Annotated in this window: 14 protein-coding genes; 13 read left to right on the top strand and 1 reads right to left on the bottom strand. The window is 42.6% G+C overall.

The annotated features are described in order from the left end of the window. Positions 1 to 365: 365 nt before the first annotated feature. Together bfmR and bfmS are read left to right on the top strand one after the other, a co-directional pair. Complete coding sequence (gene bfmR / locus AC1M9B_RS09580) at positions 366 to 1,082, top strand: response regulator transcription factor BfmR (RefSeq protein WP_035267251.1); 717 nt, start codon at positions 366 to 368, stop codon at positions 1,080 to 1,082. Positions 1,083 to 1,129: 47 nt separating this feature from the next. Continuing rightward, positions 1,130 to 2,779, top strand: coding sequence for a sensor histidine kinase BfmS (bfmS, locus tag AC1M9B_RS09585; protein ID WP_481608992.1), 1,650 nt, complete (start codon positions 1,130 to 1,132; stop codon positions 2,777 to 2,779). 56 nt (positions 2,780 to 2,835) lie between these two features. Here the strand turns inward: bfmS and AC1M9B_RS09590 are convergent, their stop codons facing one another. Further along, positions 2,836 to 3,192 carry a hypothetical protein gene (locus AC1M9B_RS09590; RefSeq protein WP_035267254.1) on the bottom strand — a complete coding sequence of 119 codons (357 nt, stop codon included), beginning with the start codon at positions 3,190 to 3,192 and terminating at the stop codon, positions 2,836 to 2,838. 469 nt (positions 3,193 to 3,661) lie between these two features. On the opposite strand from AC1M9B_RS09590, the gene ndhC reads away from it, so the two are divergent. The 11 genes from ndhC (at position 3,662) to nuoL (ending at position 15,606) form a co-directional block, all read left to right on the top strand. Then, the gene (ndhC, locus tag AC1M9B_RS09595; RefSeq protein ID WP_035267255.1) at positions 3,662 to 4,210 is read left to right on the top strand and encodes an NADH-quinone oxidoreductase subunit A; all 549 of its coding nucleotides are present in this window, start codon (positions 3,662 to 3,664) and stop codon (positions 4,208 to 4,210) included. Between the two features lie 6 nt (positions 4,211 to 4,216). Then, complete coding sequence (locus AC1M9B_RS09600) at positions 4,217 to 4,897, top strand: NuoB/complex I 20 kDa subunit family protein (RefSeq protein ID WP_035267257.1); 681 nt, start codon at positions 4,217 to 4,219, stop codon at positions 4,895 to 4,897. Positions 4,898 to 4,985: 88 nt separating this feature from the next. Beyond that, positions 4,986 to 6,773 carry an NADH-quinone oxidoreductase subunit C/D gene (nuoC, locus tag AC1M9B_RS09605; protein WP_035267259.1) on the top strand — a complete coding sequence of 596 codons (1,788 nt, stop codon included), beginning with the start codon at positions 4,986 to 4,988 and terminating at the stop codon, positions 6,771 to 6,773. A 12-nt stretch (positions 6,774 to 6,785) separates the two neighbouring features. Further along, on the top strand, positions 6,786 to 7,295 hold the full coding sequence (gene nuoE / locus AC1M9B_RS09610; RefSeq protein ID WP_035267260.1) for an NADH-quinone oxidoreductase subunit NuoE: 510 nt from the start codon (positions 6,786 to 6,788) through the stop codon (positions 7,293 to 7,295). Then, positions 7,292 to 8,623 (top strand): NADH-quinone oxidoreductase subunit NuoF, encoded by a 1,332-nt coding sequence (nuoF, locus tag AC1M9B_RS09615; RefSeq protein WP_035267262.1) that lies wholly within the window; start codon positions 7,292 to 7,294, stop codon positions 8,621 to 8,623. The genes nuoE and nuoF overlap by 4 nt, the downstream gene beginning before the upstream one ends. An 11-nt stretch (positions 8,624 to 8,634) precedes the next feature. Continuing rightward, complete coding sequence (nuoG, locus tag AC1M9B_RS09620; protein ID WP_035267264.1) at positions 8,635 to 11,313, top strand: NADH-quinone oxidoreductase subunit NuoG; 2,679 nt, start codon at positions 8,635 to 8,637, stop codon at positions 11,311 to 11,313. A 3-nt stretch (positions 11,314 to 11,316) separates the two neighbouring features. Next, positions 11,317 to 12,327 (top strand): NADH-quinone oxidoreductase subunit NuoH, encoded by a 1,011-nt coding sequence (gene nuoH / locus AC1M9B_RS09625; RefSeq protein WP_035267266.1) that lies wholly within the window; start codon positions 11,317 to 11,319, stop codon positions 12,325 to 12,327. An 18-nt stretch (positions 12,328 to 12,345) separates the two neighbouring features. Continuing rightward, positions 12,346 to 12,888, top strand: coding sequence for an NADH-quinone oxidoreductase subunit NuoI (gene nuoI, locus AC1M9B_RS09630; RefSeq protein WP_035267267.1), 543 nt, complete (start codon positions 12,346 to 12,348; stop codon positions 12,886 to 12,888). Further along, positions 12,888 to 13,406, top strand: a complete 519-nt coding sequence (gene nuoJ / locus AC1M9B_RS09635; protein ID WP_481609039.1) for an NADH-quinone oxidoreductase subunit J — start codon at positions 12,888 to 12,890, stop codon at positions 13,404 to 13,406. Before nuoI ends, nuoJ begins: the two co-directional genes overlap by 1 nt. Beyond that, the gene (nuoK, locus tag AC1M9B_RS09640) at positions 13,406 to 13,714 is read left to right on the top strand and encodes an NADH-quinone oxidoreductase subunit NuoK (protein WP_004695395.1); all 309 of its coding nucleotides are present in this window, start codon (positions 13,406 to 13,408) and stop codon (positions 13,712 to 13,714) included. The genes nuoJ and nuoK overlap by 1 nt, the downstream gene beginning before the upstream one ends. After that, positions 13,711 to 15,606, top strand: coding sequence for an NADH-quinone oxidoreductase subunit L (nuoL, locus tag AC1M9B_RS09645; RefSeq protein WP_092766949.1), 1,896 nt, complete (start codon positions 13,711 to 13,713; stop codon positions 15,604 to 15,606). The genes nuoK and nuoL overlap by 4 nt, the downstream gene beginning before the upstream one ends. The last annotated feature ends 1 nt before the right edge of the window (position 15,607 follow it).

The raw sequence follows: 15,607 nt of genomic DNA on the forward strand, positions 1-15,607 counted from the left end.
TATGTAGTCAGCGTCACAGGGTGCTAAGCATAACAGAGACTTTTTAGAGTGCTTATAGATAAGTTTGTGGATAACTCTGAAAGTGCAAATTGCTTCTCGAAAATAATTTTTTTGAAATATTTTGTTTAAAATATCATCAAATTGATTTGTGTTTGAAAGTTTAAAGTTGATTGAAAATATTGATCGACTTGGCAAAACTATCTATTTATCAATAGTTAATAAAAAGATAACAAAAGACTACGCTCGTGTATCAGTTTCGTGAACAGGCTCTTGTTTACAATGTAAACGTGTGTATATTGCAAAACATATCGATGTAAATCTGTGAAGTTTAATCAGCAGATATCGTAACAATATAGGGGCATTCTATGAGCCAAGAAGAAAAGTTACCAAAGATTTTGATCGTTGAAGATGACGAGCGTCTTGCGCGTTTAACGCAAGAGTATTTAATTCGTAATGGATTAGAAGTTGGGGTAGAACCAGACGGTAATCGTGCAATCCGTCGTATTATCGCAGAGCAACCGGATATGGTGGTGCTGGATGTTATGCTTCCTGGTGCTGATGGTCTAACTGTTTGTCGTGAGGTTCGTCCACATTATCATCAACCGATTTTAATGTTGACTGCTCGTACTGAAGACATGGATCAAGTATTGGGTCTTGAAATGGGTGCAGACGATTATGTTGCGAAACCAGTTCAGCCACGCGTTCTATTAGCGCGTATTCGTGCTTTGCTTCGTCGTACAGACAAAACACCAGAGGATGAAGTTGCTCAACGTATCGAATTTGATGATTTAGTGATTGATAATGGTGGTCGTTCTGTAACCTTAAACGGTGAGCTTGTAGATTTCACAAGTGCAGAATATGACTTATTATGGTTGTTGGCATCTAATGCTGGTCGTATCCTTTCACGTGAAGACATTTTTGAGCGTCTACGTGGTATTGAATATGATGGTCAAGACCGCTCAATTGATGTTCGTATTTCTCGTATCCGTCCAAAAATTGGTGATGATCCTGAAAATCCTAAACGTATTAAAACCGTGCGTAGTAAAGGATATTTATTCGTTAAAGAAACCAACGGGATGTAATCACATCCCCGCGGTAATGCCCTCACTCCTCAGAAGGTCATACCTTAGTGTCTAAACACAGTATATTCCTGCGTATCTACGCAGGTCTCGTCATTTTGGTGGTGCTGGTTGCCATATTTGGTTATTTGCTTGTGCAAATCATCAACTATCAACGCGCGCAGGAATACCGTGAGTCATTGACTGATGGGATTTCGTACGTCATTAGCGAGGGTGTTTCAAGACAACAAACCATGCAACAAAGAATGGATTGGATATCAGATGCATCTGATTTGCTCGAACTTCCAATCTATTATCTAGATTCTGATAAAGTCGAACTTTCACGCACCGAAAAATATCGTTTAGAAAAGCGCAAAGCAGTGGTGCGGTATGACGCCAAAGAAAGTATTGCTTATGTCATTATTGGTTTAATAGATGACCCTGAGCATTTACTTTATGTGAAAGTGGATAATATTGGTGAGCGTCAAATGAAGGCCTTGCCAATCTTTGTATGGGAATACTTGGTTTATTATCCAGGGCAGGAAAGGGAATATCTTGCAAAAATTAAGCAACACTTTTCTTATGATTTAAGCATTCAAAATCTTTCTGATCTCAATTTAGATTCCGAGCAAATTGGTCGTTTACGTGCGGATCAAGGGGTTATCCTGTATCAGGATAGCGCTAGCATTCGTGGTACTACGATTTCTGTCATTTCTCCAATGACGAATTCGTCTGGTGACGTATTGGTGATGGGACCAGTGCCAATGTTCAATTGGATGCCATTCCAATTGGCGGCAGGGATTACTTTGCTGAGTATGTTTATTTTGTCGCTTGGTGTGTATGGTTTGATTGTCCCAATGCAACGCAAGTTGAAGCAAGTTAACTCAGCCTTAAATGTTATGCAAAAAGGGGATATGTCCGTTCGCGTTCCTGTCGAAGGATATGATGAGTTAGCACATTTGGCAGCCAGCTATAACAGTATGTCAGATCATATACAGCGTTTGATCGAAGCTCAGCGAGAGTTAATGAGAGCTGTATCACATGAGCTGCGAACGCCAGTCGCACGTATTCGCTTTGGTATGGAAATGTTGGTTGATGAAGAGGATTATGAGTATCGTCAGCAACAAGTAGAAATGATTGATAAAGATATTGAGGCTTTAAACACGCTCATTGATGAAATTATGACCTATGCTAAACTTGAGCAAGGCATGCCCTCTATTGATTTTGAGGAAATTCGACTATACGAAGTGCTTGAGCAAGTCGCTATTGAAACTAAAGCATTAAAAACCAATAAAAATATTCAATTACACTTGCCATCACAAGCTTTGGTGGTGGATGCGGAACGCCGTTATTTGCATCGTGTAGTACAAAACTTAGTCGGAAATGCGATCCGGTACTGCGATGATACAGTGCTGATCACTGGTGGAATTGATGCTCAGGGAATGGCCTATATTTCAGTTGAAGATGATGGTCCAGGGATTCCAGAAGAGGATCGTAAGCGAGTGTTTGAAGCTTTTGCTCGCTTGGATGATAGTCGTACACGTGCCTCAGGTGGATATGGTTTGGGCTTATCTATTGTAAGCCGAATCGCCTATTGGTTTGGTGGTACGATTCAAGTGGATCAAAGTCCTAAAATGGGCGGTGCACGATTTACTATGCAATGGCCAGCTAAAAGATTTAAAAAGAAGAAGATTGTTCAAACCAGTCAAACATCAGAGTAAAGCGAGAATTAAAAAAAAGCGCGATTAAGCGCTTTTCTTATAATTTATATTGCCTTTTATTGGTAATTATTGGCATTCGGTTCAATGATGCGTTTTCCTTCCTTAAGTGCATTTAAGGCATCCGCATTGAAATCGATCAGTAAACTGTTATTGGTTGCATCAACATGATAATTGCTAATCAGTTTTTGATCGCCGTGAATGGTCTCAACTGTATATTCATCTGCGATGTTGAGAATAGCATCAAGATTAGTGGTTGTAGAGGCGAGGTCTTGGCGGAAAATTTGATAAATATCGCGTAAATCAAAAATAGCATTCGTTGCATCAGGATGTTTTTTGATATAGCTGTCTAAATGATGGACGATCAACTGAGCAAATAAAAAATAGTTAGGTTTGTGTGTGAATTCTAGACTCATAGATCTTCTCCTTATTATTTAATTGAGCATATAACGAAAATCAGCACGATTTGTATAAAGTTAATTAAAACATTGTAAGCAATTAAAATTTAAAACTTTTAAAATAGAATAAATCAAAATTAATTGAGCCATATTGGTGCAAAAAAAGCTGACCTAACACGAATGGTAAAACTAAAAAAGTGATAGTGTGTGGATTGACGCCTCTTGAATTTTTTGAATGATTATTCGGAAAAAATAATCAGTTGTATCACCTTGATAACTTTCTACGATTAAATAAGGTTTTATTGACTTTAATCACCATGAAATCTGGAAAAAGGGCAAAATTCATCCTAAAGACTTAGAGGGATTGGCTAGCAACAGAAATCATAAATCAGGTACAATTGGCGGGATTAATTTTGTGTTTGGTGTATTTGAAGGCCAATACATACATTCTTTGTTAATAAATAGGCCTGCCAGGAGTTATCCCCGCATGAGTGCCATTACTCCATACGATTGGGCAATAATTGCCTTCGTGATCGGCGTTACATTTTTATGCGTCTTTATGCTCACTGTCCCGCTACTCCTAGGGGGTAAATCGTGGGGACGTGCTAAGCAAGAGCAGTTCGAGTCAGGCGTAGTTAGTGCTGGTGGAGCACGAATTCGTCTATCTGCAAAATTCTATTTGGTTGCAATCTTCTTCGTTGTGTTTGACTTAGAAGCGCTCTATCTCTATGCATGGGCTGCGTCAGTTCGTGAAGTGGGTTGGATCGGTTTTGCAGCAGCAGCTGTATTTATTTTAGTTTTACTCGTTGGCTTGATTTATGAGTTGTCTACTGGTGCATTAAATTGGGCGCCATCTGATAAGCGTAAAGCAGCAGGGATTAAACCTAAAATTGGTTCGCCAAATATGGATCTCGCAGAAATTACTCGCTTCAACTCAATTGAGGAGTTGGTGGTTGACCCTACAGGTCAAATTCCAGCGCAATCATCTGGTCGTGTAAAAGCTTCGCCAACGACTACATCATCTGATAAGGAGTAATACGGGATGAAATATACATTAACCCGTGCGAATCCGGATGCTGATCAGTATCCACTTCAAGAGCGTATCGTTGTAGAAGATCCGCTTCTACAAGAAGAAGTGAATAAGAATGTGTTCATGACTCGTTTAGAGGATTTGGCGCATACAGCAGTAAACTGGGGTCGTAAAAACTCAGTTTGGCCGTTCAACTTTGGTACATCTTGCTGCTACGTTGAGTATGCAACGACTTTAACAGGCGTGCATGACTTGTCACGTTTTGGTGCCGAAGTAATTCGTGCTTCACCACGTCAAGCGGACTTGATGATTGTTGCGGGTACATGCTTCGTCAAGATGGCACCTGTAATTCAACGCCTTTATGAGCAAATGTTAGAACCTAAATGGGTGATCTCAATGGGTGCATGCGCAAACTCTGGCGGTATGTATGACATTTACTCGGTTGTACAAGGTGTCGATAAAATCATTCCAGTGGATGTGTATATTCCAGGTTGCCCACCGCGTCCTGAAGCATTAATCCAAGCGTTGATGTTATTGCAAGACCAAATTCAATTAGAGCGTCGTCCGCTTTCTGCGGTGATCGGTGATGATCTTAAGCCAGTTTATAAGCCAAAGATGCAGCCTGAACGTGACCGTAAGAATGCTGAACGTATTGCAGTAAAACACTTACGCTCTATGGATGAAATTAAATAATCTTAACGGCAAATAATATTGATGCACCCGCTTGGGTGTAATTGTCGTTTTGGTTGAATGAATTTGTATTAAATAGGAAGCCAAGCCAATGGCTGAAACTGACATTGCTATGCCAGAATCAACTCCAGTTGATTCACGCCCAGCATTTGCAATTGTAGAAGAGCTCAAAACCAAGTTTGGTGAGAATTTCTACGTGCAAACGACTTTTGAAGACTTTCCAACAGTCTGGGTTGAGCGCTCACGTGTACAAGACGTATTAATGTTCTTGCGTACAGTGTCACGTCCTTACGTGATGTTGTTTGACTTGTCAGCGGTAGATGAGCGTTTACGTACTCACCGCGATGGGTTACCTGCGTCTGACTTCACTGTGTTCTATCACTTGTTGTCACTAGAGCGTAATACGGATATTCGTATTAAAGTTGCGTTGAATGAGTCTGATCTCAATATTCCAACAGCAACCAACATTTGGCCAAATGCCAACTGGTACGAACGTGAAGCTTACGATATGTTCGGCATTAACTTCGAAGGGCATCCAATGCTCCGTCGTATTTTATTGCCAACGTATTGGGAAGGTCATCCGTTGCGTAAAGAATATTCTGCACGTGCGACTGAATACACACCTTATCGTCAGAACCAAGCGAAACAAGATTTCGAACAAGAGCATTTACGTTTTGTACCTGAAGATTGGGGTCTAAAACGCGGTAATGCTGATGAAGACTTCATGTTCTTGAACTTGGGTCCTAACCATCCATCTGCGCATGGTGCATTCCGTGTGATCTTGCAGTTAGATGGCGAAGAAGTGAAAGACTGTGTGCCTGATATCGGTTATCACCACCGTGGTGTGGAAAAGATGGCTGAACGTCAAACTTGGCATTCATTCATTCCGTATACTGACCGTGTTGACTACTTAGGTGGTTGTGCGCAAAACATGCCTTATGTGATGGGTGTGGAGCAGATGGCAGGGATCACTGTGCCAGAACGTGCGCAATGTATTCGTGTCATGATGTCGGAACTATTCCGTATCAATAACCACTTGCTTTATATCGGTACAGCGATTCAGGATGCCGGCGGTATGACCCCAGTATTCTATATGTTCGCCGATCGTCAAAAGATCTATGACGCGATTGAAGCAATCACGGGTTACCGTATGCACCCAGCATGGTTCCGTATCGGTGGTACTGCACACGATCTTCCAAACAACTGGCAACATTTGATCCGTGAAATTTTGGATTGGATGCCTAAACGTTTGAAGGAATATCATACTGCAGCACTTAAAAACTCGGTATTTGAAGGTCGTACCCGTAATGTTGCGCAATACGATGCAAAATCTGCATTGGCATGGGGTGTAACAGGTACAGGTTTACGTGCAACAGGTATTGATTTTGACGTACGTAAATATCGTCCATATAGCGGTTATGAAAATTACGACTTCGAAGTGCCTGTAGAATACGAAGGCGATGCATATGCACGTGTGATCGTTCACTACCGTGAAATCGAACAATCTTTAAAAATCATCAAGCAGTGCTTGGATAACATGCCATCTGGTCCTTATAAAGCGGATCACCCATTGGCTGTTCCACCACCGAAAGATAAGACACTACAAGACATTGAAACTTTGATTACGCACTTCTTAAGCGTGTCATGGGGTCCTGTCATGCCAGCAGGTGAAGCATCTGTTATGGCGGAAGTGGTAAAAGGTGCATCGAACTACTACTTGACTTCAGACAAGTCAACGATGAGTTACCGTACCCGTATTCGTACACCAACCTTCACGCACTTACAGCAAATTCCTTCTGTAATTAACGGCAGTCTTGTATCTGACTTAATCATTTATTTAGCGACGATTGATGTCGTAATGGCTGACGTGGATCGCTAAGGGGTACGCATTATGATGATTTTGACTGATAAAAAGCCACGTGTGAATGTCGAAGGGATTTTAACTGCGGAAGAAATCCACGAAATCGAGCATCACATTGGTCATTACCCATACCCACGTGCGGCATGTTTAGATGCACTTAAATGTGTTCAACGTCGTAATGGTTGGGTGGATGATGCGCAAATGAATGCGATTGCGCAGATGTTGTCAATGAGCCTTGCTGATTTGGAAGGTGTGGCAACATTCTATAACCGTATTTACCGCCAGCCAGTAGGTCGCAACGTAATTTTGCTTTGTGATTCTATTGCTTGCTTCTTGATGGGTGCGGAAACTTTAGCAGAAGCATTCCAACGCGAACTCGGGATTTCATTTGGTCAAACGACAGCTGATGGTCGTTTTACTTTGCTCCCGATTTGCTGTTTAGGAAACTGTGATAAGGGTCCAACCTTGATGATTAATGAAGATACTCACGGTCTAGTAGAAGTTTCTTCAGTGAAACAGTTATTGGAGAAGTATGTATGAATACTGAACCAAAACCGATTTATGGCGACGGTAACCCAGAAACTCACCCATTAACATGGCGTTTGAGCAAGCAAGAATTTGTTCATAGTGTAGAAGACTATGAGTCTCTTGAAGGGTATGAAGGCTTTAAAAAAGCACTCACAATGCCGCCTAAAGATGTATTGGAAATCATTAAAGCAGCGACTGTGAAAGGTCGTGGTGGTGCTGGTTTCCCTGCAGGGATTAAATGGTCACTCATGGCGCCAAATGACAATTCAGGTCCTCGTTACTTGATTTGTAATGCCGATGAGATGGAACCAGGTACATTCAAAGACCGTTTGTTGATGGAAAAACTTCCTCATCAATTGATCGAAGGGATGTTAATTGCAGGTTATACACTTGAAGCAACCCATGGTTATATTTTTATCCGTGGTGAATACATCGAAGCTGCGAAATATTTGAACCAAGCTTTAGAGCAAATTCGTGCCAAAGGTTACTTGGGTGAAAACATCCTTGGTTCTGGCTGGAACTTTGAACTACATGTGCACACTGGTGCGGGTCGTTATATCTGTGGTGAAGAAACTGCATTGATCAACTCGCTTGAAGGTCGCCGTGCAAATCCACGTACAAAACCACCATTCCCACAAGTTGCAGGTGCTTGGGGTCGTCCTACGATTGTTAACAACGTAGAGACCTACAATAACTTACCTGCAATTATGCTGCGTGGTCCTGAGTGGTATATCAATTTATCTGCAGGTAAGTCGAAAGATCCAGGCACTAAAATTTATGGTGCATCAGGTAAAGTGAAATTCCCTGGTCTTTGGGAGCTTCCATTCGGTACAACTGCACGTGAAGTGATTGAAGAACATGCGGGTGGTATGCGTGATGGCTTAAAGCTTAAAGCATGGTTACCAGGTGGTGCATCAACTGACTTTTTGGCAGCTGAACACATCGATCTTCCAATGGATGCGGAAAGCATCATGAAAGCAGGTTCGCGTTTAGGTACGTGTTTGCTCATGGTGGTTGATGAAACTCAATGTATGGTTTCAGCAACACGTAACTTAGAAGAATTCTTTGCGCGTGAATCATGTGGTTTCTGTACACCATGTCGTGATGGTTTACCTTGGGCAGTGAAAGCGCTTAAAGCACTTGAAGATGGTACAGGCAAGAAAGAAGACATCGATCATTTGCAAGAGCTTACACGTAAGCTTTGGATTGGTAAGACTTTCTGTGCTCACGCTCCTGGTGCTATGGAACCACTCATGGGTGCACTCAAATATTTCCGTGGCGAATTTGAAGCAAAAGTGGTGAATGCCGCTGCTCAAGTTAGCAACGTAGAACAAGCTTAAGGAATTCGACTATGGCTACAATTCATGTCGATGGCAAATCGTATGAAGTCAATGGCTCAGAGAACTTGCTACAAGCATGCTTGTCTTTGGGTATTGATATCCCGTACTTTTGTTGGCATCCATCCTTAGGTTCTGTCGGTTCTTGCCGTCAATGTGCTGTAACTCAATACGCGAATCCAGAAGATACTCGCGGTCGTTTAGTTATGTCATGTATGACACCTGCAGCTGACAATACCTACATCTCGATTGAAGACAAAGAAGCAAAAGATTTCCGTGCATCTATTGTTGAATTCTTGATGACGAACCACCCACATGACTGTCCAGTCTGTGAGGAAGGTGGTCATTGTCACCTTCAAGATATGACTGTGATGACACAACATGACCGTCGTCGTTACCGTTTCACGAAACGTACGCATTACAACCAAGAACTTGGTTCGTTTATTGCGCACGAGATGAACCGTTGTATCGCATGTTACCGTTGTGTTCGTTACTATAAAGACTACGCAGGTGGCACAGACTTCGGTGTGTATGCAAACGCTTCACGTGTTTATTTTGGTCGTCCAGAATCAGGTACTTTAGAATCTGAGTTCTCGGGTAACTTAACTGAAGTATGTCCGACGGGCGTATTCACAGACAAAACACACTCTGCACGTTATAACCGTAAATGGGACATGCAGTATGCGCCAAGCGTCTGCCAAGGCTGTTCTTCAGGTTGTAACATCTCTCCGGGTGAGCGTTATGGTGAATTACGCCGTGTAGAAAACCGTTTTAACGGTGAAGTCAACCAATACTTCCTGTGCGATAAAGGCCGTTTCGGTACGGGTTATGTGAACCGTGAAGACCGTCCACGTCAACCGCAATTCCGTTCAGGTAGCAATGTAGAGACTGTTTCAGTTGATACAGCGTTAGACACCGTGATTGAGAAAATCCAAGGCAAAAAAGTATTGGGTATTGGTTCTCCACGTGCATCTCTTGAGTCTAACTTTGCGCTTCGTGAATTGGTTGGACAAGCAAACTATTCAACAGGTATGTCTCAAAAAGAGCAAAACTTGGTTGAACTTGCTGCATCAATTATGCAAACCGAGGGTGTATATAACCCAGGTATGCGTGAAATTGAAAGTTACGATGCTGTCTTAATTCTCGGTGAAGATTTAACTCAAACTGCACCACGTATGGCATTGTCTGTACGTCAAGCTGCGAAAAACAAAGCCAAAGAAATGGCTGCAGAACGCCGTACACAAGAATGGTTGGCTGAGCCAGTACAACGTATTGCTCAAGACGAAAAATCACCAATTTATATCTTGGCTGCGACTCAAACACGTTTATCTGACGTAGCTACTGGTGAAGTCGTTGCTTCTCCAAATGATATCGCACGTTTAGGTTTTGCTGTTGCTGCGGCGGTTAAAGGTGAAAGTATTACCGGTTTAGAAGAAGATGCAAAAGCATTTGCTCAAACCATTGCTGACACTTTAAAAGCTGCAAAAAAACCATTGATTATCTCTGGTACAAGCTTGCAAGAAGCTGCAATTATGGAAGCTGCTGCACAAGTTGCACAGAATCTGGGTAATGCGGGTCTAACTTTGACTGTTCCTGAAGTGAACTCAATGGGCTTAGCAATCTTTGGCGGTAACAGCCTTGAGCAAGCATTTGCACAAGACTATGACACTGTCGTGATTGTAGAAAACGACCTTTATCGTCGTTTACCTGCAGTGCAAGTAGATGCTGCTTTGTCTGGTAAAGACGTGATCGTGCTTGACCATTCAGAAACTGAAACGGTGAAAAGAGCGAATATCGTTCTTTCTGCAGCGAGCTTTGCTGAAGGTGACGGTACTGTGGTATCTCAAGAAGGCCGTGCACAACGTTTCTATCAAGTATATGACCCAAGTTACTACAAACCAGAACTTGCGATCAAAGAATCTTGGCGTTGGTTACATGCCATTGAAACTGGCGTGAAAGGCAAAGCAATTTCTTGGACTGTGCTTGATGATGTCATCGAATCAGTTGCCAAGAATGTACCTGCGCTTGAAGCGATTCAAGATGTAGCACCAGATGCAGGATTCCGTGTCCATGGTCTTAAAGTGGCACGTGAACCACGTCGTTACTCTGGTCGTACTTCACTTCGTGCGCCGTTATCTGTCCATGAGCCTAAACAACCAACTGATCAAGACTCTGCATTAACATTCTCTATGGAAGGTTATGTCGGGAACCAAACGCCGTCAGCGTTAGTTCCATTTGCATGGTCAGCAGGTTGGAACTCGCCACAAGCTTGGAATAAGTTCCAAGAATCAGTGGGCGGTTCTTTAAAAGGTGGTGATTCAGGTATTCGTTTATTTGATCGCCTTGCGAAATTACCAGCACGCACATACGTTGCACCAGCACCAGTTCTTGTAAATGCTGAGAGTTTCCGCCTTGTTCCAATGCATCATATTTTTGGTTCTGGTGAATTCACAGTGAAAACACCTGCAATGGAGTCTCGTATTCCAGAAGCGGTATTTGCAGTGGGTGAGCAAGATGCAGCGCGCTTGAATGTGAAAGACGGCCAAAACATTACTGTGAAAGCAGGTGAGGCTTCGATCGTTCTTCCTGTTCAAGTCATTGAATATTTACCTACAGGTTATATTGGTTACCCAATTGGTCTCGCGCCAACGGTATCGTTAGCTGAGCCTGTATCAGTCGCGGTAGGAGCATAATTCATGGAACAAGAATTAATCCGTCAAACGCCGCTTTGGGCTGAGAACTGGCCAATTGCCTACTCTGTAGTTCAAGCGATTGTGATCTTGCTCGTTGTAGTTTTGATTGCTGCGTTGATGTCTTTCATTGAGCGTCGTTTACTTGGCTTATGGCAAGACCGTTACGGTCCAAACCGTGTAGGTCCTGGGGGGATGTTCCAGATTGTTGCCGACATGCTGAAAATCATGTTCAAAGAAGACTGGACACCAAAGTTTGCAGATAAATTGACTTTCCGTTTAGCTCCAGCAGTTGCAATGGCAACTGCGGTGTTATCGTTCATGGTTATCCCTGTATCACCTTATTTAGGTGTTGCAGACATGAGTATCGGTCTATTGTTCTTTATGGCAATGGCGGGTATTGCAGTGTATGCAGTTTTATTTGGTGGTTGGTCATCAAACAATAAATATGCATTACTCGGTGGTCTTCGTTCAGCAGCTCAAACGATCTCTTATGAGGTCTTTTTAGGTATTTCCTTGATGGGTGTGGTTGCAATTGCAGGCTCATTCAACATGCGTGAAATCGTAGAAGCTCAAAAAGATGTATGGTTTGTCATTCCACAATTCTTAGGTTTCCTCATCTTCGTGGTTGCAGGTGTTGCGGTAACGCATCGTCACCCATTTGACCAACCAGAAGCGGAACAAGAATTGGCGGAAGGTTACCATGTCGAATATGGTGGTATGAAATGGGGGATGTTCTTCGTTGCGGAATACGTCAACGTTGTCCTGATCTCAGCTTTGATCGTAACCTTATTCTTCGGTGGTTGGTTAGCACCATTTGGTCTAGATTTCCTACCTCCAGCATTTTGGTTCATGATTAAAACAGCATTCTTTGTGATGATGTTTGTCTTGGCACGTGGTTCATTAATGCGTCCACGTTATGACCAAGTGATGAACTTTGGTTGGAAGATTTGTTTGCCTTTAGCGTTGGTCAACTTGTTGGTGACTGGTGCTGTGATTCTGATGAATCAGGCCTAGGACAGCAGGGAGAACATTATGTATAAAATTCTAGCTGGGTTTGGGTCAATTGTACGTTCGTTGTGGATGGTATTTAGCCACGCAACACGTAAACGTGACACTATTTTATACCCTGAAGTTAAAGCTGAAGAAATCGTTCCACCACGATTCCGTGGCCGTATCGTATTGACACGTGACCCAGATGGTGAAGAGCGTTGTGTAGCTTGTAACTTGTGTGCTGTAGCTTGCCCTGTTGGCTGTATTTCATTACAGAAAGCTGAAAAAGAAGATGGTCGTTGGTATCCGGAATTTTTCCGTATCAACTTCTCTCGTTGTATTTTCTGCGGTATGTGTGAAGAAGCATGTCCTACAACTGCTATTCAGATGACACCTGATTTCGAACTCAGTGAATACGTTCGTCAAGACTTAGTTTATGAGAAAGAAAACTTGCTCATTTCTGGTCCTGGTAAATATCCAGACTATAACTTCTACCGTGTAACTGGTATGGCTGTAGCTGGTAAAGACAAAGGTCAGGCTCAGCGTGAAAGCGCACCTGTCGATGTACGGAGCTTATTACCATGATGTGGCCATTTTATTTGATGGCACTTGTGGCCATCGTTTCTACGGTTCGTGTTGTGACTAATGCGAATCCAGTACACGCACTTTTAAGCTTAATCGTTTCGTTACTTGCAGTTGCTGGTATGTTCATGATCGTTGGTGCACCATTTGCAGGTGCACTTGAGATTATTGTTTACGCTGGTGCAATTATGGTTCTTTTCGTCTTCGTTGTGATGATGTTGAACCTTGGTTCTCAAACTGTTGATCAAGAACGTAAATGGTTAACATCTGATGCTTGGGCTTACCCTGCATTGATGAGCTTTTTAATGGGTCTGGTTTTAGTTTGGACAATGACTTCAGAGCACAGCATTTCTGGTCCTTTAATGGGTACAGAAGTTGTAGGCCCTAAAGAAGTTGGTCAAGCACTCTTTACACAATATTTATTATTGGTTGAAGTTGCCGCAATGTTATTGCTTGCTGCGTTAGTCGCTGCATTCCACTTAGGCAAACGTGAACCAAGTGCAGAAGAGGAAAAAGAATAATGGGTAATATCCCTTTAGAGCATGGTTTGATTGTTGCAACCATTCTTTTTGCACTCGGTTTCTACGGTGTAATGGTGCGACGCAACCTTCTATTTATGTTAATGAGCCTTGAGATCATGATGAATGCAGCAGCGCTTGCATTCGTCCTCGCTGGTAGTGCATGGGTGCAACCAGATGGTCAGATCATGTTTATCTTGATCTTAACGCTTGCTGCGGCAGAGGCGTGTATCGGGCTTGCGATCGTCCTTCAGTTCTATCATCGCTTCCATCATTTGGATGTAGATGCTGCTAGTGAGATGCGCGGATGAGTTTATTAGCATTAACCATATTATTTCCGCTCATTGGTTTTATCCTTTTAGCGGCAGGGCGTAATAAGCTTCCTGAAATTGTAGCTGCCATTATTGGTGTGGGTTCAGTTGGTCTTTCTGCACTATGTGCATTATTGGCTGGTATGAATTTCATCAACAGCGGTGAAACATCTCAAGTGACTCACCTTTGGACTTGGTTCAGTGTGGGTGGTTTTGAACCAGGCATTAGCTTGCACTTAGATGGTTTATCTTTACTTATGCTTGGCATGATTACGGGTGTGGGTTTCTTAATTCATATCTTTGCATCATGGTATATGCGTGGTGAAGAAGATTTTGCACGTTTCTTTTCTTACTTCAACTTATTCGTAGCAAGCATGTTATTGCTTGTGTTGGGTGATAACCTTGCGTTGTTATTCTTAGGTTGGGAAGGTGTTGGTCTGTGCTCATACTTGCTGATTGGTTATTACTACCAAAATCCAGCAAATGGTGCTGCTGCAATTAAAGCATTCACCGTGACACGTATAGGTGACGTTTTTTTACTCATCGCATTGTTCTTAATTTTCCAACAATTTGGAACATTGAATATTGCTGAAATCGTTGCTGCTGCGCCTGTGGTAATGACACAAAGCTCATCGTTAACCATTTGGACTGCATTAATGTTGTTCTTGGGTGCTGCAGGTAAATCTGCGCAAATCCCATTACAAACATGGTTAGCAGACGCGATGGCGGGTCCTACACCAGTATCTGCATTAATCCATGCTGCAACAATGGTAACAGCAGGTGTTTACCTATGCTGCCGTATGTTCTCTGTATTTGAAATGGCACCAGAAGTCATGGTGTTTATCTCAATCACAGGTGCGGTAACATTATTAGTTGCAGGTTTTGCTGCACTGGTTCAAACAGACATCAAACGTATTCTTGCTTACTCTACAATGAGTCAGCTCGGTTATATGTTTATGGCTGTAGGTGCTGAAGCATACCAAGCAGGCTTGTTCCACATGTTGACTCACGCATTTTTCAAAGCGTTGTTGTTCTTGTCATCAGGTGCGGTGATTCTTGCATACCATCACGAACAAAACATTTTCAAAATGGGTGGTTTGTTCAAGCGTAATAAATTCTTATTTGCTTGTTTCGCGATCGGTGGCGGTGCCTTAGCAGCGATTCCATTCTTAACGATTGGTTTCTTCTCAAAAGACGCAATCTTGGCGGCTGTGTGGACACAAAGCCATATCGCAGGCTTACCTGTATTCAATACATTGTATTGGGTCGGTGTTGCTGGTGCATTCTTAACATCAATCTATACTTTCCGTTTAATTTGGATTGTGTTCTTTGGCGAAGAGAAAACGCCTTATCACGAAATCAAAGGTGCAACTTACTGGGCTCCTTTAGCGATTCTCGCTGTCCTTTCTACAGGTTTGGCAATCGTACTTAAAGCGCCAGTCATGAGTATTCTTGATGCAGCACAAATCCCTGCATTTGTTATTCCTGAAGCGCTAGAAGCTGGTGCGCATGGTGCAGAATATGTCGCTATTGCAATCGCACTTGCTGGTTTAGCGGTTGGTGTTGTCTTATTTGCTTTTGCTTATAAAGCAGTTCAAGGTTTTGCTCGCACTTCATTGGGTGCTGGACTTGCAAATATCTGTCGTAATGCGCTTGGTTTCGATGCGTTATATGACCTCGTGTTTGTAAAACCTTACTTATTTATTGCAAAAATGATTGGTCGTGACCCGATTGATGGCGTATGGCTTGTATTGCCAGCGATTGTTAAAGGTGGTCATAGCTTCACTAGTTCACGTCAAACAGGTTCTTTGCGTGAGTACGCATCGAGCATGGCGTTCGGTATCGTGGTGATTATCATGATTCTGATCGTGACTCAGATCGTGGGGAAATAAG

The sequence above is a fragment of the Acinetobacter sp. ANC_7513 genome (assembly GCF_056779915.1).

What these genes read in the sequence shown, in the direction of transcription:
- nuoL (WP_092766949.1), top strand. Translation starts at nt 13,711, where the DNA reads ATGAGTTTATTAGCATTAACCATATTATTTCCGCTCATTGGTTTTATC.
- nuoF (WP_035267262.1), top strand. Translation starts at nt 7,292, where the DNA reads ATGAATACTGAACCAAAACCGATTTATGGCGACGGTAACCCAGAAACT.
- nuoI (WP_035267267.1), top strand. Translation starts at nt 12,346, where the DNA reads ATGTATAAAATTCTAGCTGGGTTTGGGTCAATTGTACGTTCGTTGTGG.
- nuoG (WP_035267264.1), top strand. Translation starts at nt 8,635, where the DNA reads ATGGCTACAATTCATGTCGATGGCAAATCGTATGAAGTCAATGGCTCA.
- nuoJ (WP_481609039.1), top strand. Translation starts at nt 12,888, where the DNA reads ATGTGGCCATTTTATTTGATGGCACTTGTGGCCATCGTTTCTACGGTT.
- ndhC (WP_035267255.1), top strand. Translation starts at nt 3,662, where the DNA reads ATGAGTGCCATTACTCCATACGATTGGGCAATAATTGCCTTCGTGATC.
- nuoE (WP_035267260.1), top strand. Translation starts at nt 6,786, where the DNA reads ATGATGATTTTGACTGATAAAAAGCCACGTGTGAATGTCGAAGGGATT.
- nuoK (WP_004695395.1), top strand. Translation starts at nt 13,406, where the DNA reads ATGGGTAATATCCCTTTAGAGCATGGTTTGATTGTTGCAACCATTCTT.
- bfmR (WP_035267251.1), top strand. Translation starts at nt 366, where the DNA reads ATGAGCCAAGAAGAAAAGTTACCAAAGATTTTGATCGTTGAAGATGAC.
- AC1M9B_RS09590 (WP_035267254.1), bottom strand. Translation starts at nt 3,192, where the DNA reads ATGAGTCTAGAATTCACACACAAACCTAACTATTTTTTATTTGCTCAG.
- AC1M9B_RS09600 (WP_035267257.1), top strand. Translation starts at nt 4,217, where the DNA reads ATGAAATATACATTAACCCGTGCGAATCCGGATGCTGATCAGTATCCA.
- nuoC (WP_035267259.1), top strand. Translation starts at nt 4,986, where the DNA reads ATGGCTGAAACTGACATTGCTATGCCAGAATCAACTCCAGTTGATTCA.
- nuoH (WP_035267266.1), top strand. Translation starts at nt 11,317, where the DNA reads ATGGAACAAGAATTAATCCGTCAAACGCCGCTTTGGGCTGAGAACTGG.